Source organism: Rhizobium sp. NZLR1, assembly GCF_017357385.1.
Classification (GTDB): Bacteria; Pseudomonadota; Alphaproteobacteria; order Rhizobiales; family Rhizobiaceae; genus Rhizobium.
Map to the genome: position 1 here is coordinate 1,175,396 of NZ_CP071632.1, position 22,562 is coordinate 1,197,957.

Below are 22,562 nucleotides of genomic sequence, written 5' to 3' on the forward strand. Positions count from 1 at the left end.
GTATATGTTTCCAAAGGCTCTATAGGTTCAATTGCGGCCATGAAGTTCTCGACCTCAGGCCCCCGATTAGTAAGATGCCTTCGCGACGACAGACGGAAACGGGATGCCATGACCATTAAACCTACACTCCAAACCGGCTCTCAAGACGAGTTCATTGGTAGGGAGAAGCTGATTGCCCATTCGGAGGAATTTCGGCCACGCGTCGTCCACGTCACCGACGGGGTATATGCCGCCATCGGCTACTCGGCGAGCAACGTCACCTTGATTGCCGGCCGGGGAGGTTCGATTATCGTCGACACCGCCGCCAATCCTGTTGATGCGACGGCCATCGTAGAGGCGTTTGGTTCTCACCTCGTTCGTCCCGTCAAGGCGATCATCTATACCCATAATCACCCCGACCATACGGGCGGTGCGACTGTGTTCGCGGGCAATGAAAACCCAGGAATTTATAGCCACGAGCTTTTGCGTTCTGCGACACCCAGCATGGGTCGCGGTCAGCGCGATGGAGGCGATGCCTTCGGCATGCATCTTCCGGCCGAGGACTTCATCAACGCGGGCACGCAGTTGGAATACGGCAGGACGATGCCTCATACCCGCCAAGGTTTTTTGCCGCCGACCAATACGTTCGATGGTGATGAGAAACCTATCACTATCGCAGGTATCGCACTTCAACCGATTTTGACCCCTGGGGAAGCGGACGACAACATTTCGGTATGGCTCCCGGAGCAAAAGGTACTCATCGCCGGCGATGTCTTGCTGAAGACTTTTCCGAATATCGCTCCGTTGCGCGGCCTGCCGACGCGCCCGGCAGATAAGTGGATCGAGAGCTTGGACAAGCTGCTCTCGCTCGAAGCGGATTTTATTGTACCGGGCCACATGGGTGTGATCGAGAATGCGGCCGATGCTCGCAACGCACTGACGGCTTATCGGGATGCCATCAAGTTCGTGTACGAAAAGACGATGGAAGGCATTGCCAAGGGTATGACCCCTGATGAGCTGGTACAGCAAATCAAGTTGCCTGAAGAGCTAGCGCAGCATCCCTACCTGCAGGAATTCTATGGGACCGTGCTGTGGTCGATCCGTGGCATTTATTGCCAGAATGCAGGCTGGTTCGATGGTAACCCAACCAATATTTGGCCCCTTCCTGCGAAAGAGCGAGCGGGAAAACTCGTAGCGATGTCGGGCGGCTCCGCCAAAATGCTGGAAAGTGCTGAAGCGGCGCTCGCAGCCGGTGAGTTTCAGTGGGCTGCAGAGCAAGCGGACTATCTGCTCGACCTCGAGCCCGGCAACCGCGCGGCGATGACAGTCAAGATGAAAGCGCTGCGCGAGCTAGGGGAGCGCCAAATGAACGCCACTGCTCGAAACTATTATCTATCGGTCGCCAATGATTTGAAGGCTCGCTATCTGGACGACGGTGATGGTCTCCGTAGTCCAGCCTGAAGAAACGGATGCATAATCGTGTAGATATAACGCGCTACTGCGCGAAGTTGCCGTCCGTCATGGTGGCAGCCTTGGGGCGGCTTGCTCAATGAGCGAGAGAGATGGCGCTTAAACCCAAGCTCGTAAAATCCGCGCAACTACGCGCCATTCAACGTCGGTTAGATCATAGCGGCTCATCCTGGAATCTGAATCAGGTTCCGCTACTACAGGAAAGTCTCAGCTCCAAACGAACGCAAAATTAGACCGTCAGGCTAGGGATGAAAGACCACTCCTCGGCCATGAACTCAAGCGTTTCGTCGCGAAAATAATAGAGGAAATGTCGGGAGTTAGCGGTGTCTGCCCGGATTGTCTCCCAAGGCACGGCATCGCGGATCGTGTCGTGGCCAACTAACTCATAGAACTCGCCCCAACGCGGGGCTATGCCACTGTAGCGACCATGGCCATCTACCTTATACCATTCATGATCGTTGGTGTCGTCCCAGCGCCACCGGCTGCAACCAATGAAGCTTAGAGTGCCCCATGTCTCATCAAACTTCGGACCGGCCTTCGAAAATAGGTTCAAAGCCCTGAGAATACCCGACGGTTTTCTGTCTTGCACGGGCCTATACGAGCGGAAACAGACGTTGACCGAGGGGCCTGCAACTGAAACCTGAGGCTCTGGCGCATTTGGCTCGGCGACCCAACCTTGGCCGAGCTGTTGTTCTACAAACTTAAGCATGGACTACGACTAGTCGATTTGCATGACGGGTTCCACCCAGGGCGGTCATCAAGACTTATGGGTTCACGGCCTAGTCCTGTTGTGGGTCGGCCTCGATCGCCCGGATGTATCTCGCGATTGATCGCTCCACGACATGCGATCCTTCGCGTTTGATCGTCCTGCCTGAAAATCCTCCATAGATCGCCTCGAACCGGAAGGGACGCACCGCTTCTCCTATGCCTTTCACCGCGCGCGCATTTAACGGTATGAGGTTCGGATAACTGCGCATGAAGCTGACATATCTGCGATCGAGGGTTACCTGCATTGTGTCACCAGCAAACAGCGCACCCCGTCCGTCTTCCAGCCAGGGGCAATAGAGCACCGAACTGCCGGCGAAATGGCCGCCGCAGCGGACCAGGGTCGCCTGGTTCAATTCGAAGATTTCGCCCGTCCATGGGCTGAGTGCCGGCCCTGATCTCCGCACCCATTGGCTATCATCGGCGTGGACATAGACAGGCACGTCGCCAAGGGCTTCACTCCACGCCATCATCGACGAATAGAAATGCGGGTGCGAAATCGCGATGGCCGCAAGGCCGCCCATGGCAGCAATTTTCGTGATGCTGGTCTCGTCCAGCAGGCTGAGGCAGTCCCACAGAATATTGCCGTCGGGGCCTTCGATGAGGAAGGCTCGCTGGCCGATCCCGAACTCTGGTGACATCTGAAGAGAGTGAAGGCCCTTGGCTTCCTCGGTCCAGAGTATTTTATGGGTCGAGCCGATGACCGCCATGTTCGTCCATGCCTGACCTGATGGCGGCACGAACTGTCGATCATCTTCGCAAACGGGACAGGCAGAGGGTGGCTCCGTGCTTTCGCCGAACTGAGTGCCGCAGGCGGTGCAGATATGACATGTCATGGTCAGGTTCCTCGCAAGCTTGGTACGTGTTCAGGGCCAGCATCCCGGTCGTATTCGACGATTTGGCCGGGATCGCTTCACGTCGGTAGAGCCACAGCCCACCCGCGTCCCGGAACAGCTTCGACAGGACATGCAATCCGATCATCCCGCGCGAGCGCCCAGGCATGAATATCGGCATCGCTGTCGATTTCACCTCGCTGACGCCCGCCGGCATCCGGCACGGCTCTGTCAGCGTTCGTAGCGGATGAAAGAGGTGCGTCGCGCCAGCGTATCGTAGAGCGCACGACCATCGGCGTTGAACTCCTGCGTCATCCAATAGACGGTGGCCGCGCCGGACGCATCGGCGTAGTCGTAGACCGCCTTGATCAGGGCCCGCCCGGCGCCACTGCCGCGCGCCTCAGGCGAAACGAACAAATCCTCGAGATAGCAGACGTCGTTGGCTGCCCAGGTCGATGGATGGAACAGATAATGGGCAAACCCGATCAGAGCGCCGTCGCGCTCGGCCACCAGCCCATGCGGCTGGCATCCGGGATCGACCAGGCGCGAAAAGGCGAGCGACGTGAGTTCCTCCGGCAGGCGGTGGCGGTAGAAGCGCAGATAGCCTTGCCAGAGCGGCAGCCATTGTGCCTCGTCCGGCGAAGCGATGGGGCGGATCACGGTCGTCATGGGGTGTGGCTTTCAAGGTTATCTGGCACTGAATTCATCCAGTGCCATTTTTGCGATGAAAATCACAACAATTCTCGCCGCAAAAGTCAGGATACTTACATATGTACAGAGACGGATGACGTGAAGAGCGCACTCGGCGACATAGGCAGGTTGACCGAGAAACTCATGTTCTGGGCGCCGCATGGTTCGCAGGTTTGCCATGCGCCACTCGCGGTGACACGCGCCATGCTACCCTTGTCGATGCGCGGCTTCCGGGTCATAGGTCATGGCCCGTGATTTCCTTGAGAACATAACGCCATGGCCGATCCCGCCTTGAAGGACCTTTCCAGCAATCGGCCAGCGGCGTTTATCTGCGGAGCGGCTATCGGCACCCTTGGTGGCCTGATCGGACTTGGAGGAGCAGAATTCCGTCTGCCCCTTCTGATCGCTCCGTTCGGCTTTGCAGCGTTGGAGGCGGTGATCCTCAACAAGGCCATGAGCCTGGTCGTCGTAGCATTCGCTCTGCCATTTCGGGCGGCGACGGTTCCTTTCGACCAGATTGCGGCGCATTGGCCAATCATCGTCAACCTCCTGGCCGGAAGTCTCGCGGGTGCCTGGCTCGGCGCGGGCTGGGCGACGCGACTGAAGTCCGAGACGCTCTACAAGGTGATCGCCATCTTGCTGCTCATGATCGCGGGCGTGCTGGTGTTAGGTCACGACATCTCAGCCGGGTCGGCCCTTGTGACGGGGACTGCGCAGATCATAGCAGGCGTGGTCGCGGGGCTCGTGATTGGTATCGTGGCATCCCTGCTCGGGGTCGCGGGCGGCGAGCTTCTGATTCCAACCCTCATTCTTCTCTTCGGCGCAGACATCAAGCTCGCAGGTAGCCTTTCCCTGGCTGTCAGCCTGCCGACGATGGTCGTCGGCTTTACCCGCTACAGCCGTGACCAAAGCTTTGCCGTCATCAGAAGCAACCGTATGTTCCTGCTCGTCATGGCCCTTGGATCGATCCTTGGCGCGTTTATCGGCGGACAGCTCCTCGGCATCGTCCCGAGTGTCGTGCTGCTGCCTGCCCTTGCTGTGATCCTGGTGATTTCCGCAATCAAGGTATGGCGGCACGCATGACCGCGGGCGTCCTGCCGCAACCTCATGATCTTCAGCGGTCCTGCGACAGGAATCTGGCAGCAGTTGATCGATCCGGCTCTGTCTGTGGCCGTTGACGATGGCGGTGAGCGTGGCGGTCCGATAGGCCAGCGGATCAACGCCGTTGAGTTTGCAGGTCTCGACGAGCGAGGCGATGGTCGTTCAGCTCTCTCTCAACCGTCGCCAAACTGATAAGGGGGGTTGACGGTATCGTGCAAAAATCAAGAATTCTGCCCGATGCGGTTGGCCTGGAATGGCAGGGCTTTTCAGAGTGGACTGTGTGAGAAGAAGCACGGGGCGGGTTCGCGCCGCCGTGTTTTATCGTTCGAAATTCGAGGTTTCTGCTGCTCTACTGACGGCGGCGTCGTCCCGCGTACCTGCTGTTTGCGGTCTAAACCCATGCTCATGATGATGCCACCTATTCAAGGGGCCATCAACTACGGGCGTGAAGACAAGTAAAGGGTCAATGTTCGAGGCCTATTCACACTCAAACCACGAGGGACTGATTGCGGCCAGCTGCATTGAGAAGGAAGCCCGGTTTGGGCCAATGTCGGACATGGCGAGAGGCTCGACTACAGATGCTTGATCACTCGGGCTGGCACCCCGGCTACCATAGAGTTCGCCGGGACGCTTCGACTAACCACTGCACCGGCTGCAATTACGGCATTCTCACCAATGGTGACGCCTTGGAGGATGGTAGCCGCAGCGCCGATCCAGACATTCTTGCCAATGATGACAGGTGCCGCAGTGATACCGTTTCGACGCTTCGAAGGAGACACAGGGTGTCCCGCGGAAACAATGGTTACCTTCGGCCCTATCATTACGTCATCGCCGATAGCGATGCCGCCCATATCCATGAAGTGGCAACCCTGGTTGATGAAGACGTTGGCTCCCACGCTTATGTTCAAGCCGCAGTCGGTCGAGAAAGGAGGGATCACCATGAACCGATCGCCCACTGGCTTTCCTACTAGCTCTTCAAAGGCGGAGCGCAGGCCGGGAAGATCGTCGAAGCCGATCGCGCTAAGTCTTGCCGATAGGCGGACCGCCCGTTGCACATTTTCAAAGCGGGCGCGACCTTCGGCGGAGCGGGCTGAACTTGTCATATGCTGGTATCCCGGCGATTCGGCGCAATTATAGATGATGTCATTGGAAAATGAGAGAAAAGTGCTTTAGCCCATGTCCGCTATGGGCTAAAGGAGGCAAGCACCCTTGGCCGCTTCACGCAACTCCTAGATTCGCGTTTTAGGCAATTCCTAGCGCTGCCGCGCAGCCTTAAGCTGGAGACGGGAGACGCCTGCAGCCACATTCAGGCCGGTTCCGGCTTCACCGCTGAGTGGTTGCAATGCGTAGTTTTTCGCATTTCCTCCCACCAGCGCGTTGGCACCGAGGCCGACGCCGACGGACGCACTGGCTGACGCGCCGACATAGGTACCCGCAAGGGCGCCGTCGCCTACGCGCGTAGGGGCAGTATTGACGACGACCCAGCTAAGGTACGATTTGCCGGTTACGCCGATATCAAGGCCGAGCTTTCCGATCGTACCGGTGTAGTGCTCAACCTTGCCGGTCTTCTGCTTGAAGCTGCAGTCGATCGCCTTGCTCGAACCGAGGACCATGCCGACGCCACCTGCGACTTCGCAAGACAGGGTTCCAAGACGGGTCTTCGGTGTATTTACGACCTGCTGAGCGGCATGCTTCGGTTGCTTGGGCTGGCTGGCAGCCTCTGCTGCCGGGACGAACGAGGGAACGACGCCGAGGGTAGCTGCGGCTGCGGTCATCATGAGCTTGTTCATGGGATTTTCCTTTCATGAATACCGCGGTAAACGCATTCCAACAAACTTCGTTCAAGCGCCGACTGGGGCTTTTCCTTCGAGAAGTCGACAACCCTGCCGGATTCGAAGCGGCGGCCGCCGACGTAGATCCGGGCGGCGGACTGGTATGCGGCGGCTTCGCTCCCGGCGGACGGACGACGGCGATCGATAGCTGTAACCGCTCCGCCCGGTACGGAACCGTCGTCAGCAAGCTCATCGAGGAGGCGGCACAGACCGCGGTTTCGAACAGCGGCGACTGGGAGAGCACCGGGAGCATCATGACGAGGCTCGTGAAGCCCGGAGGCGATTATCATCATCTCCGCGTCCTCGTCGTCGACGAGGACGGCGTCTGCAAGATTTCGGGCCGCACGATCCAGCGTGTGCTCGGCAAGATGAATGCGTTCGTCCGTGACTTCTTGCTGTTCGGGGCGGACTACGCCGAACGAAGGCACATGCGCGCTCTGCGTCAGGTCGCCGCACGACCGAGCGTCTCGAAGCTCTGCGCGCCGACCCGTTTCCCACGCTCTCGCTGGAATTCGATGATGGAGAACTTTGTCAACAGGACCTAGTCCGGCATAACTTGACGCTGTGGACTTGAATTGAACACAATCAGCGGCTACATACTGCCCATCGGCATCGCTGGTGAGTGCTCCACAGGAGCGTTCGCGACGCCGAAGTCGTTAATCTGCCCTTGACCACGGATGTACTGGCACTGGTGTGAAGAGCGATGTTGAGAAGGTCGGTGCGTTTCGCCCGGCCTTTTTTATTGTTCGGAATTGCAGAGTGCGCGCCCGATCGATCCTTCCAGACATTTTCCCTAAAGATTCTGATAGCGATGTCGGGAGCGATGGCCCATGCACGTCCTGGAAGGAAATCGAACGACAAGGGGGAGAGTACAAGCATGGCGCTCAAGCGGATGGACAACGTAGGGATCGTCGTCGAAGACCTCGACGTGGCGATTGATTTCTTTCGCGAACTGGGCCTCGAACTCGAAGGGCGGGCCACGATTGAGGGAGAGTGGGCCGGGCGCGTCACCGGACTGGGAGATCAGCATGTCGAGATCGCAATGATGCGCACGCCGGACGGACACAGCCGGCTAGAACTCTCCCGCTTCCTGCGGCCGACTGTCGTCGCCGATCACCGCGATGCCCCGGTTAACGCGCTTGGCTACCTCCGTGCCATGTTCACCGTCGACGACGTCGACGAGACGCTTGGACGACTGCGTGCGCGGGGCGCGGAGCTAGTGGGCGAAGTCGTTCAGTATCAGGAGTCCTATCGGCTTTGCTACATCCGCGGGCCTGAGGGGCTTCTTGTCGGACTCGCGCAGGAGCTCAACTGAGCAGCAAGAGCGGTTCAGCTTTTCACGGAAGCGCAGAACCGCTCTAAATTTTTGTTTTTACGCAATTCCGGACGGAAAACCGCTTCGCGCTTTTTCTGGAATTGCTCTAGCCATCCTTCGCCCGTCTCCACTTCACGAGATATCCAAACCCCGGCACGATCAGGATGCCACCGATCACCCATTCGATCAGGGTCAATGGACGCTCGTCCGGATCGTGTCCTGTGAGATAGAGAAAAAGAAAAAAGCCTACGAAGCCCGCAGCTATCAGAGCCAGTGCGATCAGCAGGTCCTTGCGCGAACTTTGCATGGAAATCCTCTTCGAGAGTTTAGATTTTCGGGGGAGCAAGCTAGTGGACTTAACCGGCCGTGGCGGTTCTTCGAGAAGCTGGAATGATGGGCACCTTTCCGTTGCTACACAATTCCGCATATTTCAACACTCGCAATCGAAGATCATCGCTTAAGACTCGTGCCATCATCTACCTCTCCAAAGTGAATCTTGAATCGGCTTCGACCTGCGCCGTCATTCATCGATCGCAGGATCTGCTCTCGTCGCTGATTTCCCCGACAAGCTCCCATATGTCGACCTTCTCGGCGCGTCCCTTGACCGGGGCCAGGCCGAAGGGGCGAAAGTCGAAGCGGTCGGCGACGGCGGCGCGGGTGGCGGCGCTTGTCAGGATCGATGTGTTCAGATCCTTGTTCATGCCTTCCAGCCGTGATGCCACATTGATCGTATCGCCCATCGCCGTGTACTGCTGACGCGAAATCGCCCCGAAGCTGCCGACGACGGCCGGGCCGGTGTGCAATCCGAATCGCGTCAGGAGCTCGGGGCGGCCATTGCTGAGATTGGCTTCGTTCAAGCCGTCGACCGCCGCTTTCATCGCCAGTGCGCATCGCCAACCATGTTCGGCATGGCTGATATCGTCGACCGGGGCATTCCACATGACGAAAATGGAATCGCCGAGATATTGCACGACGGCCCCGCCATTGCGCTCGGCAATGCTTGATAACTCATGCATGGCGGAACGAATGGCGATGTCGGATGCTAAGATAGCGGCTGGTCTGCCGGTGGATTATTTCGATTACGGAAAAGGGCGACACGAAGTCTCATTATGGTGGGTGCGCTATTCACAGTAGACTCAGAATAAGCGGTCAACAGCCATCAACCTCTGCATAGATGTCAACACCTGAAACTCATGGCAGCGCTGGCCGAAGTGGGCCGTGTCGCGCTCGTTGCAGTCAGTCAGCCACACTTCTCGCGGATGACGCCGCGCGGTGATCCGCGCGGGCTGAAGACTTTATCGATGAGTGTTATCTCTTAAATCCCCGACCCATCGAGCTGCTGGGCGTCGTCGCCTTCCCAGGGGGAGGGCATCGAGATGCGAGCGAGATTGGCCGAGGGCATCGGCATCCAACACTTCAATTCCGGCTCGGCATATTCGATGATCTGCCCCGGCGAGGAATCAGAGGCGCGCCAGCCTTCTGCGCCTCGAGCAGGGTGAACTCGCGCGGCTGCAGCTCGACCACCTGGCCGGCGCGGCGGGCTTCGCGGCGGATCAGATCGAGCTCGAGATCGGCAACCTTCAGCACCGTCCTCTGCTCCTGCACCGGCGGCCGGCGGCCAAGCGCATTGACGCGCGCCAGAAGCTCGGAGAAGGCAAAGGGTTTGGTGAGATAATCGTCGCCGCCCGCCTCCAGCCCCTCGACCCGATCGTCGACGCCGCCGATCGACGTCAGGAACAGCGCCGATGTGCCGACCTTGGCCGCCCGCAGCGAGCGGACGATCGCCAGCCCGTCGAGCCCCGGCAGCATGCGATCGACGACGACGACGTCATAGGCTTCGCGCTGCGCCTGAAACAGCCCATCGCGGCCGTCGCCGAGCACGTCGCAGACATGGCCTGCCTCGGAAAGGCCCTTGGCGATATAATCGGACGTCTTCCGATCGTCCTCGATAAGCAGGATCCGCATCAGCCCCGATCATTCCCGGCATGCCCTAAAGCACTCTAGCTGAGGAGGCGCTTTGGCGACAACTTACGGATTTGTAAGGTGGGGGCGGGGACGTCCTCGGCAGACGGCGCTGCTGGAAAAATCGATCCGTATGGTTTTATGCCTGTCGTCTGCCCCAGTCAGCAGAAGACAAGTTTCACCAGACCGCTTACGTTTGATATATGAGATTGTTGCTTGTCGAAGATGACCGGATGATTGCCGAAGCCCTGCTGAAAGGGTTGGGGCGGCATGCCATATCCGTGGATTGGGTGACGGACGGAAAGGCTGCGCTGGAAGCCGTCGGCCTTGTGGAATACGGCGTTGTCCTGCTGGATCTCGGGCTGCCCCGGATCGATGGCATGCAGGTGCTGGAATCGATCCGCAAGGCAGGCAAAGGCGTTCCCATCCTCATCCTCACCGCACGCGACGATCTGCCAAGCCGTGTGAAGGGCCTTGACCTCGGCGCCGACGACTATGTGCTGAAACCTTTCGAGCTCGATGAGCTGCTGGCCCGTATCCGGGCGGTGATGCGCCGCAAGGCCGGGCATGCCCAGTCGCTGATTCAGGCGGGAGAGGTGACGCTGGATCTCGCAACGCATGCTGTAACGTTCAGGGAGGCAACGGAAACCCTGTCTGCGCGGGAATTCGCACTTCTGCGGACACTGGCAGAGCGACCGGGTTTGATCCTCTCGCGCGGTCAGCTTGAAGAGCGTATCTACGGCTGGGGCGAGGAAATCGAAAGCAATGCGATAGACGTTCTGATCCATTATATCCGCAAGCGCTTCCATAAGGATGTTATCCGCAATGTGCGCGGCGCCGGCTGGACGATCCCGAAGGCCTGACATGTCGCTCCGCCGCTCGTTCATTCTCGTCTTTTCCGCGCTTTTAACGGCTCTTGCGGCCTTTGCCGCAGCCTTTTCCTATTACAGCGCACGTCTTGAGGCGTGGAGCATCCTGGACTTCCAGCTCCAGCAGATCGCTCATGTGGTCGGCGATGGCAGCGGTCTTGAACCTCTGGCGAGCGCGGGAGCCTCCAGCGATGAGATTGTGGCTGTCAGGATCACTTTCGCGGATGCGCGGGCGACCCGGACGAACGATCCGCGTGTGGTTTTCCCACCACCCGCCTCTGGCGGATTCTCCACCTTCCTTGCGGATGGCGAGGAGTGGCGGCTTTTTACCGACAAGGGCGATCCAGCCCGTACCGTCATGGTCGCCCAGCGCACGGCCGAGCGCGATGAGCTTGCGGCGGACGCCGCCTGGAACACCGCATGGCCGTTCCTGCTGGCCATACCCCTGTCGTGGCTAGCCGCCTATTGGCTGGTGGGTGCGATCATGGAGCGTCTCCATATCCTGGCGGGCCGGGTGGAACGCCGCGTCGTGGAGGACATTGACCCTCTTTCGGTCAAGGACGCCCCTGTGGAGGTGCGTCCGCTGGTGCTGGCGATCAACCGCGCGTTTGACCGCGTCCGCGCCACGCTGGAGCAACAGCGTGCCTTCCTTGCAGATGCGGCCCATGAGCTCAGGACACCGATCACGGCGCTTTCCCTCCAGATCGATAATCTCAGGCAGGCTGGGCAGCCGGAGGAGCGCGACGCGGCCGTCGCCGACCTGGAGGCCGGCGTGCGCAGGGCGACACAGGTGTCTACCCAGCTTCTCAGGTTGGCTCGCAGCGAGAGCGGCGAGGGGGCCGGCCGCGAGGCGGCCACAGTCCATCTTGGCGAAGCGCTTCAAGAGTGCCTGAGCCGGTTCCTGGCAGCGGCCGACGCAAAAGCGATCGATCTCGGCATGGTGCAATCGGTTCCCTGCGTGGTCAGGAGCGACCCCGTGGAACTGGCCGCCATCCTCGATATCGTCGTTGACAATGCGCTGCGATACACGCCGGACCACGGGCAAGTGGATCTTGCCGTGCTGACACGCAACGATCACGCAGTTCTCTCCGTGACCGACAACGGGCCGGGGATTGCAGCCGAACTGCGCGAGCGCGTGTTCGACCGCTTCTACCGTATCGATCCGTCTAAAACAGATGGAAGCGGCCTCGGCCTTGCGATCGCCCGCAATCTGGCCGGCCGCAACGGTGGCACCATCCGGCTGATGGACAATCCTGCAGGACGCGGCCTGCGGGTCGTTCTCGAATGGCCTCTCGCCTGATCCGGCGGCTCTAAGTTTCTCCTAAGCCTTGCGCCCCATGCTTTGAGCGTACCCCGACAGGTGCACGACAAACCAATGGAGACAAACACCATGAACCGTTCCGCCAAACTGATCTTCACCGCCCTCACGCTCGGCTCCGCAGCCTTCGTCGCGCAGGCCAATGCAGCCTCGCGCCCGTGCGAGGACGTATTGAAGGAATACCGCGCGGCCAAGGGGACCGCCAAGGTGTCGGCCGATGTGATGAAGAAGGCCGACGAGCTGGAAACCAAGGCGGTCGAGCGCTGCAATGCCGATGACGACAAGCGTGCCGACCAGTTCCTGATGGACGCCATGAAGCTTCTTGGCAAGTAAGCCGCGCCCGTGACCTCAGGAGATACCAAGATGAGCACATCATTCAGTCAATCTGCCAGCCGCGTCCCCGAGGTCACGGTCGACTTCTGGCTGATCAAGCTGCTGGCGGTCACCATGGGGGAGACCGCAGCAGACTTTCTCAACGTCAACCTCGGCTATGGCCTTACCGCCACGTCGATTTTCATGGCCTGCGTGTTTCTCTGCGCACTCGCAATCCAGTTCTACCAGGGCAAGTATGTTCCGTGGTCGTACTGGCTGACGGTCGTCCTGATCAGCGTCGTGGGTACCCTTGTCACCGATAACCTCGTTGACAATTTCGGGGTCTCGCTGATGACCACCACGGTGGGCTTCAGCATTGCGCTCGCCGTCACCTTCGCCATTTGGTACGGGGTGGACCGCACGCTCTCCATCCACTCGATCCTGACACCACGGCGCGAGAGTTTCTATTGGCTCGCCATCCTGTTCACCTTTGCCCTCGGCACATCGGTCGGCGACCAGGTCGCGGAACGCTTCGAACTGGGCTACCTGAATACGGGCCTTCTGTTTGGCGGCATCATCGTGGTGATCGCGGTGGCCTATTACAAGTTCAAGCTGGATGCCACCACCGCCTTCTGGCTGGCCTACATCCTGACCCGCCCGCTCGGCGCGTCCTTCGGCGACCTCCTGTCCCAGCCGATGGAATATGGCGGCCTCGGCCTCGGTACCGTCACCACCAGTCTTGGTTTCCTCCTTGCCATCATAGCGACGGTCGTCTACGCGACAGCCCGCTACATGCGCGCGCCGACCCTTCCTTGAGATCACTGACCAACGGCATAGCGCCGGCCGCAGTGAAGATGACGATGGTTCGGGGCGGGGTGGGCAGCTTCCGGCGCAACCGGACGCCAAGAGTTCCCACCGTTCCTTGAAAGAAGCGACGAGTTAGGCTCTTCTGGTCTCGGCACGTTTACATGACCGGGAGGGCACGATTGGCAAACATTCCAGATAGTATGAAATCAGAACTCGCAGCCGGGAATGATGGTCGAGGGATCAGCCTCCGGGACTGGACCGCCAACAGCGGAAATTTCTCGCTCGCAGTAGGCTATTCAGAGATATTCTGGCCCCGCTTCGTCGCGTTTGAAAAATACGTTCTCGTTGACGGTTTCAATTTGGAGGGCTTGCGATCCTTTGAACGAAATCCTGAGGCAACGCGCCAGTCTATCGAATGGGTGATGAATCATTTTCACATCGCTGACATTCAGCACTCGGCATGCACGGATGTAGCCGGCGACAAGCTGGCGATCCTGGGCGAACGCCTGCGCGAAATCTACATCGCAAAGCTTGGGTGGCAATTTCCTGATCGTACATTCGTCGTAGAGCTTGTTCAGCCGGAGAGATCAGGTGAATTCGAAGATTATCAGATAAGCTTTTTCCAAGCATGATTTCCGTTATTGAAGTTCGCTTGACCGAGGATCCAACCACAAGCAGCGGGAATGAATCCCACTAAACCGCGCGAAAAGACTTTAAGCCTAGCCGGCTTCAGGCATCTTATGGCAGCCAGTCCGGCAAGACCTCGATCAAATCCTGCGCGGGATCGCTGGCGAGTTTGTCCAGCAGCGGCAGGTCTTGCGGTCGTATCAGCCTTTGAGAAAAATCTGCTTCGCGCCACCGATCCCAATCGGAGGTTTCTCGGCCATTCAGCACGTAGTGATCTCTGATGACATTGATCTTCACAAACCACAGGCCATTCACCTCACCGTGGCCAAATGCCTGAGGATCGACCGTCTCTCGACGGCATTTCAGCCAGGCTTCTCCTGCAGGCATGAAATAGTCACGCGGTACGTCGGCTGGGTCGAATTTGATCTGTTTTTTCTCTTTCAGCATCCGGTCGATTTGCGCGTCGCTCAAATGCCAGCGTCTGGTTGCCGCGCTCCAATATTCACAAACCCAATGATCCTCCCATCCTGCCGAGAAGTAGGAGGCGAAGCCACAGCGCACGCGTGCGGGAACACTTTTGCTGCGAAGGATCGAAGACAATGCGAGTGCAAAATCGCGACACGTGCCGGTGGATCGTCTCTCTGCGGGACGCCGGCAGTGGAGCGGCTGAGGATCTCTGGCGAACACATCGTCGAAGCGTTGCGCGATCGGCAATGTTTTTCTCGCCGATGCGTCCAACCTTGTTTGGTCGAGACCGTATTCTGCTGCCCAATCGGCGTGAACGAGCACGCCTTGAATAATTTCATTCAATCGCCCGACCCCGTTCGGCAAATCCGCCATCAAAGGCCTGTGATGGATTGGATCGGACATCTGACTATGGTTGGTCCAGCGTTTCTTTTCCTCCATGTCGCTATGGTTGCCTTTCCCGTTGCGAGATCAAACCGGCAATGATTTTACCGCCGTCTGCAACATCGCAGGATAGGGAGTTTTGCGACAGCCACAATGACAGGTTTAGGCGATTCTGGATCTGGGCGAAAAGAGCGAGCGGGAACAATTTCGGCCGCGGCCGGGTTACTGTTCGGTGAGCCGTGCAGAGATGCTGAAGTAGCTTGGGAGGCAGCACTTCAATGCTTTGCCTCTGCACGGCTCAGCACCCTTACTTTCGCCAGATAACTTTGTTCCCTGGTCCGCGACGCGTTGCCCGATCGGCTGGCGGGGCAATCCCGGTCTCACGTCTATTGCTGGCTTACGCCTTCTTAAGGCGAACTAGGATTGTTTTCGGGTTATTCGGTGCGTGCTCTACATCGACGATACCTGACGACCTCACGAGATCCTTCAACTTGGGGAAGCCGTACTTGCGTGGTTTGAAGTCAGGCGCTTGCTTCACCAGATGCCCTCCCACTTCAGCTAGATTTGCTCGACCGTCTTGATCAGAAGTTGCGGTGATCGCTTTGGTCAACATGTCTCGTGTCGCTTTATCCAATCCAGCCTTTTTAGACGGCGCCTTCGTAGCCGTAGGTTTGGCCTGGACTGTGGTTTTTTGGGCGGGGGCCGCTGCTTCGTCGACTTCTGCAGCCTGAGCATTGAGGACGTCGAAATAGACGAATTTATTACAGGCCGTGATGAAGGAACGAGGCGTCTTCCTCCCACCGAACCCATAGACAGTGACGCATTGTTCCCGGATTCTCGCCGCCAGTCGCGCAAAATCGCTGTCACTGGAGATGATACAGAAGCCCGAGAAACGACCAGTATACAACAAGTCCATGGCGTCGATGATCATTGCGCCGTCGGTCGCGTTTTTTCCGGTCGTATAGGCGAATTGCTGAATAGGCTGGATTGAATATTCGAGCAGGCATTCCTTCCAGCCCTTTAGGTTCGGACCCGTCCAGTCGCCGTAGATGCGTTTGACGCTGGCCGTTCCGCAGTTGGCGATCTCCGCCATGAGGCCGACGACGATCTTCGGCGAAGCGTTGTCGCCATCAATCAGCACCGCTAAGGTTCCGGAATTTTTTGCTGCCATTTACCTCTCCCCGCGTTGCTCGCAAAGTATACATTGTCCTGATTATTGCAACTACGATCCTGGATGACAGTACATCTATAGATCGCTAGAATGAAAAGTTCGCAGAAGCAGTCAACGCGAAGAATGTCAATCCTGATTGGTAAGATAAAGTGGGGCGCCAGCACTACGATGATCATCGGCCTTCGTCGCGCCGCGCATCAACGTGGCGTGCGGACGTTAGTGCTCGTCAGGTTCTTGCGGCGCTTGCTCCACAATACCGGTAAATCGTGCAATTTATGCCTAGCTCACTTACCCCTATCAGTGGCGTAAGCTATCCTGAAGAACCCGGGATGGAGAATATGACATGGCGAAGCTCGTCTTCGGAATGAACCTGTCGCTGGATGGCTACGTCGACCACCAGGAATTTGCGCCCGACGCCACCCTCTTTCGCCATTGGATCGAGCAGGTGCGCGGCCTGAGCGGTAGCCTCTACGGCCGCCGCATGTACGAGGTCATGCGCTACTGGGACGATGACGATCCTGAATGGACCCCGGATTTACGCGACTTCGCCATGGCGTGGCGGAGCCAGCCGAAATGGGTGGTGTCGCGCTCGTTGCAGTCGGTCGGCCCCAATGCCACCCTTGTCGCGGAGGATGTCGAGGCGGCGATCCGCGGGCTGAAGGCCGGGCTTGCCGGGGAGATCCAAGTCGCCGGGCCGGACCTTGCGGGAAGCCTGACCGACCTCGGCCTTATCGATGAATATCGGCTCTACTTCCACCCCGTCGTGCTCGGCCGCGGCAAGCCGTTCTTCACCGGCCCCCGGCCGCCGCTCCGCCTTGTCGCCAGCGATCGGATCGGCGAGGAGGCGATCAGATTGACCTATGTTCCTGCCTGATCGGGCAATTTGCCGGATCGATCGCGTCGACGCGGCAGCCACGATGACTGATCCTCGTGCTTCTGCGCCGTGACTGCAGTCGGCGCGACGCGGTCATTTGGCTACCAGATGGGAAATGGCTGAGGTCTGCGATGCCATGCGTGGCATCAGCACGAGGCACGGCCGGGGCCAGTCGGACGGAGATCGGCGACGCTGGACTCATTGTCGTGAACAAGGCTTAATGCCGCGCGGGGATGGCTGGGGGATGCCGCTCGTGAGATCATCGTGGCAGAAGAATGGGAGTGCCGATGTTCTTGATGTCGTCGTCATCAGCGCCGGCTGGGCGGGCCTCGGTGTCAGCTATTGGCTGGCACGGCGGGGCCTGCGTCATAGCGTCCTGGAGCGGGGTCGCATAGGCGAGACCTGGCGCACGCAGCGCTGGGAGTCCTTTCGGATGAATACGCCCAACGTGCAGACCGTCATGCCTGGCGACCGCTATGAGGGTCCGGATCCCTATGGTGTTTTCACGCGCGATCAGTTCGTCGCTCTCCTTGAAGACTTCGCCGGCCGCAACGGGCTGCCGATCGAAGCGGATACCGCGGTGAGCGAACTCGCGCGGGAGGATGGCGTCTATCGGCTGACCACCTCGCAGGGCACGCTTCGGGCGCGGAAGGTGATCGTCGCAAGCGGCAACCTGAATTGTCCCGTGCGCCCGATCCCGCCAGATGCATTGCCGCCTGACCTTTGCCAGATCGACGCTTCCGGCTATCGCAGCGCTGCCGATCTGCCCGGCGGAGCAGTGCTGGTGGTCGGAAGCGGCCAATCGGGCGCCCAGATCGTGGAGGAGTTGGCGGAAGCGGGCCGGACGGTCTTCCTTGCGACCAGTCGCGTCGGGCGGCTTCCACGCCGCTATCGGGGTCGCGACATCATGATCTGGCTCCTCGAAAGCGGGCTTCTCGACGTGCGGCGAGAGGAGGTCATTCGGCTTGCGGGACGCATCCCGCCGCGTGGTGTGCTCGGATCGGAACACACGATCAGCCTTCAAGGGCTTGGCGCACAGGGTATCGTGCTTCTCGGGCGATTGACCGGGGTTGCGGGTGGCGGCCGCCTCTCTTTCGCCGACGATCTCGAAACGAATGTTCGTTTTGCGGATGAAGCCTCTGACAATGCCAAACGCCATATTGACGACTATATCGGCCGCACCGGGATCGACGCACCGGTTTCGCAGCCCGACCCGGCGGAGACGGTCGCGTGGCGTCGGCCGGACCCGGCTATCAATTCGCTCGATCTCTCCCTATCCGGCATCACCAGCCTGGTGTGGTGCACGGGCTTCAAGGGCGATTTCAGCTTTATGAGACTTCCCGGTGCGCTGGATGCTGCCGGGCAGCCCGTTCACGCCGATGGGGTGGGCGTCTTGCCGGGCCTCTACTTTGCCGGACTGGATTTCGCCTCCACACGCAAGTCAGGCATCATATTGGCAATCACCGAAGAAGCGCCCCGCCTCGTCGAACACCTCATAGGGCATTCGTGACCGGCGCGGTGCCAACGATGATCAATTTATTCTGAGCCGCCTGCAAATGCCTGATGGCACTTTTGGTTTTCCATGGATGTCCGCTCTCGGCCCATTGCTGACTTAATGTCCGATGTGATCAAATCGGCATCCAACCAATAACGCCGATGACCGTTTGGAGATAAACTTAATGACGGGCAGACCATCGACTTCGAAGATCGTCCTGGCCACAGCCTTCCTTATCGCTCTGTTCTTGTCCAGCGGAGCAATCATAGACTTGGGCTATGGGTGGTTGACAGCACCTTTTGATAATGCAGCCAGCTTCTCTGCCAAGGCTCTTTCGGCCGAAGAAGAGATACGCTGCAAAAGTGTAACACATGAGGCCCTCATCGCCGGTGCCGCAGACCGTTATGTCCAAGCCGGAATCGCTCATGAAATCGGTCATCAGCGGACGGCGAGCAATCCGTGGCGCTATACGTCCGTGTCCAATTTCCTGGCGATCAATCCCGACTGTTGCGAAGTCTTGGTGACCGTTCCCGGCGATTATTCGCCTGAGACGCAGAGCCTCGGAGCCCCGCATTCCGATCCCCCTCGACTGTATGCAGTGAGGATCGCTTTCAAGGAATGGAGGAGCGATGAGGACACTTTCACGAGGCGTGAAGTCGTTCTCGTGAATTGCTTCGGAAAGGCCGGCGGGGGCGTAAGCTTCGATTTGAGACGAGGTGTCCTTTGACCGCTTTTGGCGGCCGAAGGCTATTGTCGGCCCTGAGCGGACGTCACGCCAGTGTCATGCATCTTTCATAGACGTAAAAATGATCCCCGCGCGAAAGACCTACCGCGATGGCCGAAGCCCGTGATGTATTCAAGGAAATTTCCGGTACATTCTACCGCTCTGTTGTGACGGATAGAGTTCACCAAGTGTTGGACCCGCCGGGACCGAACAGTGCAGGGCGCTATCATCGTCCTGGCGAGCGGACCCTTTACACGAGCGCCGCATTGGAGTGGTCCATACGCGCTATAGCTGGCTACATGCGCGAGGACGGATATCCGCGCGTTGTCGTTCCGCTGAGGGTCGTCGACGCGATGGTACTCGACCAGCATGATGAAGAGGCTTGTAAACGCCTCGGGATAGATCGCGAGTAATCTAACGAATCTTGGCGAACAGCATTGTCGGAAGGACGCGAACCGGCGTCGTGGCGGGCTGTCAATATTGCGCGAGCAGCAGGCGCAGACGGCATCATCGACAGGTCTCGCATGATACCCGGTGGGTGGCATCTCAACCTATTCCGCTGGAATGAGACCGATGGGCCGCTTGTTGAAGTGTGTGGTGATCCGGTGGAAATCGTCCTGTCAACAGACGGACCGAAGTGGGACCTATAGACAGCCACATCGGTGATTACAGTGTATCATCCAGATGTCGCCTACTGGCGCGATACCGACAAACCTATAGCATCGCGGCTATAGCTCGCCATGCCTTCTGCCCAAGCCTTGCATCGGCTTCGTCAGTTCCGCCGTGTGCGTGGAGGGTTGATCGTGGCGTCGTCTCGCCGGGAAATAGAATGCGATGCCCAGCATCTTGATCAAAGATCAGCGTTGCCGATCTGCCATGCGCATGCCTGGACTGAACTATCTCCCGAGCAAAATCGTCCGATGGCCAGAGCGCATCGCTACCGCCAGCGACAAGGATCAAATCAGCGGCTGAATTTTCGACTGGAATTCGTGCTCGTCTATTCGCTTGAAGATCGTTTGTGAGGCATCTTTCAAAAAATGACCGATAGGAAACGAGTCCATCCCGGTATTCCTTCTGCCAGTTGATATCGGCGGGAACGAAGTCTAGTGGGGCTCTACCAAACGACCAAGATGAACGCTCAGGCCAAGCTATTCTGTCAACGCCCGCGCCAATGTTGCCCCAAACCACAGAACTAGGACTAATTGCTATGACTGCGTTGATACGCTGATCAATGGTCGAAGCAAGCAGGGCTGCTTCAGCGCCCTTCGAGGTTCCAACCATAACTATTCGTTCACATCCTCTGGACACCAGAAGGTCCGTTCCGTCGATGAAAGTCTCAAGGGGTATTTCGCAGATTCCTGGCGATTGATTAGCTCCTCCAAACCATTGCAACGCCAGTGTGCGAGCCCCGACTTCTGCCAACAATCCCGCCCTTGCCGTATCGACTCTGCCGCTGGAGCCGCCGAGAACGATCACTCCAGTTTTTCCGGAATTAACGCCTTGAAGGAAAGCGCCTCTAACCTTGCCGTCCAGTTGCTCGATGTCGTAGGCGATCACTTTCAGCCCCAGTTTAATAATCGATCTGGCGGATCACGATCCTGGATGGATCACACGTCAACTTCCGCTTGTGGCCTTGCCAACGCCTTTGGTCTGCTGTCGGCCCGAAGCGGTCATGGCACGTGCCGCAAAGGCCGGCCAGCGTTGCCGAAATTGGCCATTCGGCAAATCAGCTCGCGAAGTAGCGCGTTGGCGTTGTGCCCAATGCCTTCTTGAACATGACGATAAAGGCGGTAGCAGATTCGTATCCCAAGTCGCTCGACACCCTCTGGACCGTCGCACCGCTGGCCAGTTCGCGCAATGCGATGACCAGGTGCAGTTGCCGCCGCCATCGGCCGAAGGTCAGTCCCGTTTCCTGGACCATCAGCCGCTTCAGGGATCGCTCACTCATGGCAACGTGTGCCGCCCAATCGACCAGGGTGCGACGGTCGCTCGGCTCCGCCATCAGGGCAGCGGTGATCGCGTTGATTTTGGGATGGCTGGAAGCGGGTAACTCCAGGCCCTGTATCGGCATCTGCGTGAGTTCGTCCAACAAGACCCGCACCAGACGGCCAACATGATCGTCCGGAGCAGAGTTGACCGATACATCTGCCAGTCGGAGGATCATCTCGCGGAGCATCGGCGACACAGACAAAGTGCAGCACTCCTGCGGCAGCGTCGCCGCGTCGGGTTGAACGAACAGATAGGACAGGCGTGCGTTGGACGTGACCAGGTTGCTATGCGGTATGCCGCCGGGTATCCAGACTCCGCAGTCCGGTGGGACAATCCAGAGGCCATTCTCCGTCCTGCATGTGACTGCCCCGTGCAAGGCCAAAATGAGCTGCCCTTGCTTGTGCTGGTGCTGGGGCACCTCAGCTTCATAGTCACTGAAGTCGAGGCTGACAGCGACAGCCAGGCGATCCGACCAGTCGGGATCGAAGTCGTCGTAGCAGGAACGCAGCAGTTTTGCGGATTGGCCCAATTTGGAGATCATTTGGCATTATCTCCAAATTCTTGCGGACTGCCATAGTCTATTATCGGGCGGTCAACAATCGAATGGAGACTGTCATGCGAATTTCTGTCGTCGGCGCAACGGGACGAATTGGCGCTAAGCTGACCCGGACCCTGCTGAGCGCCGGGCATCAGGTCAGAGCGTTGTCGAGAGGTGGCCCAGGGTTGGACGGGTTGGTCGCGCTTGGAGCAGAGCCATTCCTGGGAAGCTTTGACACAGGAGAGGGAGACCTTGACCAATTTTTCCACGATGCAGATGCTGCGTTCCTGATGGTGAAGACCGATTGGAACAACATCGAGGGACACTACCCCGCTGTTGCCCAGCGCTTTGTCGATGCGCTTGAAAAATCCTCCGTCAAACTGGCCGTAAGCCTGACGGCCATGGGTTCGGACGTGAAGGGGAAGACGGGTCATTTCGAGTGCTTCCACGATCTGGACGAAAAGCTCAACGAACTCGGCAATATCAATTTGGTCCACCTGCGCGCCGCCTGGTTCATGGACGACGTGGCAATGTGGACGAGGCCGGTTGCCAAATACGGTCGAATTGCCTGGTTCTGTAAACCTGATTTGAAGATGCCCTGGGTGGCCACCGATGACATCGCATGGCTGGCAGCGAAGGAACTGACCAATCCGACGGGCAGACACCGCGTCTATCTCGAAGTTGGCTCGGAAGATGTCTCGATGAACGAACTGGCCGTGCTCATTGGCAAGAAGATCGGCAGTCCGGTGGAGTATCGATACATCGAGACGACCCGCAAAGACGTGGAAGCTGAATTTCTGGCGCGGTTCGGGACGCCGGAGAAATGGCAGGACGACACCCTGACTGCTAACGCTTTGAACAATGGCATCGTAAAGTTCCATGGGGAGCACGAGGATCGCCCAAAATTGCCCACAACGATGGAGGTGTTCATTGGCGAGGTTTGGAAGCCGCGTTACCTGGAGGCAGTCAGAGCGGGAGACGAACGAGAGACGTTTCCCATGTGGACTGCCAGGGACTAGCTGAATGTCACGCTTGTTTTTTG

General features: G+C 58.6%; 23 protein-coding genes and 3 pseudogenes. 13 read left to right on the forward strand and 13 right to left on the reverse strand.

The features are described 5' to 3' along the window. The first annotated feature begins 108 nt into the window (after positions 1-108). On the forward strand, positions 109-1,440 hold the full coding sequence (locus J3O30_RS05835) for an alkyl/aryl-sulfatase (RefSeq protein ID WP_207583314.1): 1,332 nt from the start codon (positions 109-111) through the stop codon (positions 1,438-1,440). Between the two features lie 238 nt (positions 1,441-1,678). On the opposite strand, the gene J3O30_RS05840 is transcribed toward J3O30_RS05835, so the two are convergent. From J3O30_RS05840 to J3O30_RS05850, 3 genes are all read right to left on the reverse strand, one after another. After that, entirely contained in the window at positions 1,679-2,158 is a 480-nt protein-coding gene (locus J3O30_RS05840; protein WP_207583315.1) for a hypothetical protein, read from the reverse strand. Between the two features lie 70 nt (positions 2,159-2,228). Next, on the reverse strand, positions 2,229-3,050 hold the full coding sequence (locus J3O30_RS05845; RefSeq protein ID WP_207583316.1) for an MBL fold metallo-hydrolase: 822 nt from the start codon (positions 3,048-3,050) through the stop codon (positions 2,229-2,231). Positions 3,051-3,278: 228 nt separating this feature from the next. Beyond that, positions 3,279-3,716: a GNAT family N-acetyltransferase gene (locus J3O30_RS05850; RefSeq protein ID WP_207583317.1), complete on the reverse strand. Its 438-nt coding sequence runs from the start codon at positions 3,714-3,716 to the stop codon at positions 3,279-3,281. A gap of 297 nt (positions 3,717-4,013) precedes the next feature. On the opposite strand from J3O30_RS05850, the gene J3O30_RS05855 reads away from it, so the two are divergent. After that, entirely contained in the window at positions 4,014-4,820 is an 807-nt protein-coding gene (locus J3O30_RS05855; RefSeq protein ID WP_207583318.1) for a sulfite exporter TauE/SafE family protein, read from the forward strand. A 54-nt stretch (positions 4,821-4,874) separates the two neighbouring features. Here J3O30_RS05855 and J3O30_RS05860 read toward each other — a convergent pair. The 3 genes and pseudogenes from J3O30_RS05860 to J3O30_RS05870 all read right to left on the reverse strand — a co-directional run. Continuing rightward, positions 4,875-5,009, reverse strand: a pseudogene (locus J3O30_RS05860) (transposase domain-containing protein); the annotation flags it as partial. A 401-nt stretch (positions 5,010-5,410) separates the two neighbouring features. Then, complete coding sequence (locus J3O30_RS05865) at positions 5,411-5,941, reverse strand: sugar O-acetyltransferase (RefSeq protein WP_207583319.1); 531 nt, start codon at positions 5,939-5,941, stop codon at positions 5,411-5,413. A 150-nt stretch (positions 5,942-6,091) separates the two neighbouring features. Beyond that, positions 6,092-6,628, reverse strand: a complete 537-nt coding sequence (locus J3O30_RS05870) for a DUF992 domain-containing protein (protein WP_207583320.1) — start codon at positions 6,626-6,628, stop codon at positions 6,092-6,094. A gap of 14 nt (positions 6,629-6,642) precedes the next feature. On the opposite strand from J3O30_RS05870, the gene J3O30_RS05875 reads away from it, so the two are divergent. Both J3O30_RS05875 and J3O30_RS05880 read left to right on the forward strand, forming a co-directional pair. Further along, complete coding sequence (locus J3O30_RS05875) at positions 6,643-7,215, forward strand: hypothetical protein (protein WP_207583321.1); 573 nt, start codon at positions 6,643-6,645, stop codon at positions 7,213-7,215. Positions 7,216-7,547: 332 nt separating this feature from the next. Further along, the gene (locus J3O30_RS05880; protein WP_207583322.1) at positions 7,548-7,985 is read left to right on the forward strand and encodes a VOC family protein; all 438 of its coding nucleotides are present in this window, start codon (positions 7,548-7,550) and stop codon (positions 7,983-7,985) included. Positions 7,986-8,091: 106 nt separating this feature from the next. Here the strand turns inward: J3O30_RS05880 and J3O30_RS05885 are convergent, their stop codons facing one another. From J3O30_RS05885 to J3O30_RS05895, 3 genes and pseudogenes are all read right to left on the reverse strand, one after another. Next, the gene (locus J3O30_RS05885; RefSeq protein WP_207583323.1) at positions 8,092-8,292 is read right to left on the reverse strand and encodes a hypothetical protein; all 201 of its coding nucleotides are present in this window, start codon (positions 8,290-8,292) and stop codon (positions 8,092-8,094) included. A gap of 217 nt (positions 8,293-8,509) precedes the next feature. Then, a pseudogene (locus tag J3O30_RS05890) lies at positions 8,510-8,992 on the reverse strand (adenylate/guanylate cyclase domain-containing protein); the annotation flags it as partial. Between the two features lie 478 nt (positions 8,993-9,470). Next, a pseudogene (locus J3O30_RS05895) lies at positions 9,471-9,950 on the reverse strand (response regulator); the annotation flags it as partial. A gap of 200 nt (positions 9,951-10,150) precedes the next feature. On the opposite strand from J3O30_RS05895, the gene J3O30_RS05900 reads away from it, so the two are divergent. From J3O30_RS05900 to J3O30_RS05920, 5 genes are all read left to right on the forward strand, one after another. Beyond that, entirely contained in the window at positions 10,151-10,810 is a 660-nt protein-coding gene (locus J3O30_RS05900) for a response regulator transcription factor (protein WP_207583324.1), read from the forward strand. 1 nt (position 10,811) lies between these two features. Next, positions 10,812-12,116, forward strand: a complete 1,305-nt coding sequence (locus J3O30_RS05905; protein WP_207583325.1) for an ATP-binding protein — start codon at positions 10,812-10,814, stop codon at positions 12,114-12,116. Between the two features lie 90 nt (positions 12,117-12,206). Next, positions 12,207-12,467: a hypothetical protein gene (locus J3O30_RS05910; RefSeq protein WP_207583326.1), complete on the forward strand. Its 261-nt coding sequence runs from the start codon at positions 12,207-12,209 to the stop codon at positions 12,465-12,467. 30 nt (positions 12,468-12,497) lie between these two features. Then, on the forward strand, positions 12,498-13,262 hold the full coding sequence (locus tag J3O30_RS05915; protein WP_207583327.1) for a hypothetical protein: 765 nt from the start codon (positions 12,498-12,500) through the stop codon (positions 13,260-13,262). A gap of 170 nt (positions 13,263-13,432) precedes the next feature. After that, entirely contained in the window at positions 13,433-13,885 is a 453-nt protein-coding gene (locus J3O30_RS05920) for a hypothetical protein (protein ID WP_207583328.1), read from the forward strand. Positions 13,886-13,991: 106 nt separating this feature from the next. Here the strand turns inward: J3O30_RS05920 and J3O30_RS05925 are convergent, their stop codons facing one another. Then, positions 13,992-14,786 (reverse strand): transglutaminase domain-containing protein, encoded by a 795-nt coding sequence (locus J3O30_RS05925; protein ID WP_207583329.1) that lies wholly within the window; start codon positions 14,784-14,786, stop codon positions 13,992-13,994. Between the two features lie 340 nt (positions 14,787-15,126). Then, a complete protein-coding gene (locus tag J3O30_RS05930) occupies positions 15,127-15,900 on the reverse strand; it encodes an NYN domain-containing protein (protein ID WP_207583330.1) in 774 nt (257 codons plus the stop codon). A 343-nt stretch (positions 15,901-16,243) separates the two neighbouring features. Between J3O30_RS05930 and J3O30_RS05935 the strand changes: the two genes are divergently transcribed. The 3 genes from J3O30_RS05935 to J3O30_RS05945 all read left to right on the forward strand — a co-directional run bounded on the left by J3O30_RS05935 (position 16,244) and on the right by J3O30_RS05945 (position 18,996). Continuing rightward, the gene (locus J3O30_RS05935; protein WP_207583331.1) at positions 16,244-16,774 is read left to right on the forward strand and encodes a dihydrofolate reductase family protein; all 531 of its coding nucleotides are present in this window, start codon (positions 16,244-16,246) and stop codon (positions 16,772-16,774) included. A 244-nt stretch (positions 16,775-17,018) separates the two neighbouring features. Continuing rightward, entirely contained in the window at positions 17,019-18,284 is a 1,266-nt protein-coding gene (locus tag J3O30_RS05940; protein ID WP_207583332.1) for an NAD(P)/FAD-dependent oxidoreductase, read from the forward strand. 169 nt (positions 18,285-18,453) lie between these two features. Continuing rightward, the gene (locus J3O30_RS05945; protein WP_207583333.1) at positions 18,454-18,996 is read left to right on the forward strand and encodes a hypothetical protein; all 543 of its coding nucleotides are present in this window, start codon (positions 18,454-18,456) and stop codon (positions 18,994-18,996) included. Positions 18,997-19,707: 711 nt separating this feature from the next. Here the strand turns inward: J3O30_RS05945 and J3O30_RS05950 are convergent. Together J3O30_RS05950 and J3O30_RS05955 are read right to left on the reverse strand one after the other, a co-directional pair. After that, positions 19,708-20,535, reverse strand: coding sequence for an acyl-CoA thioester hydrolase/BAAT C-terminal domain-containing protein (locus J3O30_RS05950; protein ID WP_246762754.1), 828 nt, complete (start codon positions 20,533-20,535; stop codon positions 19,708-19,710). A 184-nt stretch (positions 20,536-20,719) separates the two neighbouring features. Beyond that, the gene (locus tag J3O30_RS05955; protein ID WP_207583335.1) at positions 20,720-21,523 is read right to left on the reverse strand and encodes a helix-turn-helix transcriptional regulator; all 804 of its coding nucleotides are present in this window, start codon (positions 21,521-21,523) and stop codon (positions 20,720-20,722) included. Between the two features lie 74 nt (positions 21,524-21,597). Here J3O30_RS05955 and J3O30_RS05960 point away from each other — a divergent pair, with 74 nt between their 5' ends. After that, positions 21,598-22,539: an NmrA family NAD(P)-binding protein gene (locus J3O30_RS05960; RefSeq protein WP_207583336.1), complete on the forward strand. Its 942-nt coding sequence runs from the start codon at positions 21,598-21,600 to the stop codon at positions 22,537-22,539. Positions 22,540-22,562: the final 23 nt, after the last annotated feature.

Coding starts and splice junctions, on each gene's coding strand:
- J3O30_RS05900 (WP_207583324.1), top strand. CDS start 10,151: ATGAGATTGTTGCTTGTCGAAGATGACCGGATGATTGCCGAAGCCCTG.
- J3O30_RS05850 (WP_207583317.1), bottom strand. CDS start 3,716: ATGACGACCGTGATCCGCCCCATCGCTTCGCCGGACGAGGCACAATGG.
- J3O30_RS05960 (WP_207583336.1), top strand. CDS start 21,598: ATGCGAATTTCTGTCGTCGGCGCAACGGGACGAATTGGCGCTAAGCTG.
- J3O30_RS05945 (WP_207583333.1), top strand. CDS start 18,454: ATGACGGGCAGACCATCGACTTCGAAGATCGTCCTGGCCACAGCCTTC.
- J3O30_RS05835 (WP_207583314.1), top strand. CDS start 109: ATGACCATTAAACCTACACTCCAAACCGGCTCTCAAGACGAGTTCATT.
- J3O30_RS05910 (WP_207583326.1), top strand. CDS start 12,207: ATGAACCGTTCCGCCAAACTGATCTTCACCGCCCTCACGCTCGGCTCC.
- J3O30_RS05855 (WP_207583318.1), top strand. CDS start 4,014: ATGGCCGATCCCGCCTTGAAGGACCTTTCCAGCAATCGGCCAGCGGCG.
- J3O30_RS05845 (WP_207583316.1), bottom strand. CDS start 3,050: ATGACATGTCATATCTGCACCGCCTGCGGCACTCAGTTCGGCGAAAGC.
- J3O30_RS05840 (WP_207583315.1), bottom strand. CDS start 2,158: ATGCTTAAGTTTGTAGAACAACAGCTCGGCCAAGGTTGGGTCGCCGAG.
- J3O30_RS05935 (WP_207583331.1), top strand. CDS start 16,244: ATGGCGAAGCTCGTCTTCGGAATGAACCTGTCGCTGGATGGCTACGTC.
- J3O30_RS05885 (WP_207583323.1), bottom strand. CDS start 8,292: ATGCAAAGTTCGCGCAAGGACCTGCTGATCGCACTGGCTCTGATAGCT.
- J3O30_RS05915 (WP_207583327.1), top strand. CDS start 12,498: ATGAGCACATCATTCAGTCAATCTGCCAGCCGCGTCCCCGAGGTCACG.
- J3O30_RS05875 (WP_207583321.1), top strand. CDS start 6,643: ATGAATACCGCGGTAAACGCATTCCAACAAACTTCGTTCAAGCGCCGA.
- J3O30_RS05955 (WP_207583335.1), bottom strand. CDS start 21,523: ATGATCTCCAAATTGGGCCAATCCGCAAAACTGCTGCGTTCCTGCTAC.
- J3O30_RS05930 (WP_207583330.1), bottom strand. CDS start 15,900: ATGGCAGCAAAAAATTCCGGAACCTTAGCGGTGCTGATTGATGGCGAC.
- J3O30_RS05865 (WP_207583319.1), bottom strand. CDS start 5,941: ATGACAAGTTCAGCCCGCTCCGCCGAAGGTCGCGCCCGCTTTGAAAAT.
- J3O30_RS05905 (WP_207583325.1), top strand. CDS start 10,812: ATGTCGCTCCGCCGCTCGTTCATTCTCGTCTTTTCCGCGCTTTTAACG.
- J3O30_RS05925 (WP_207583329.1), bottom strand. CDS start 14,786: ATGGAGGAAAAGAAACGCTGGACCAACCATAGTCAGATGTCCGATCCA.
- J3O30_RS05880 (WP_207583322.1), top strand. CDS start 7,548: ATGGCGCTCAAGCGGATGGACAACGTAGGGATCGTCGTCGAAGACCTC.
- J3O30_RS05870 (WP_207583320.1), bottom strand. CDS start 6,628: ATGAACAAGCTCATGATGACCGCAGCCGCAGCTACCCTCGGCGTCGTT.
- J3O30_RS05940 (WP_207583332.1), top strand. CDS start 17,019: ATGCCGCTCGTGAGATCATCGTGGCAGAAGAATGGGAGTGCCGATGTT.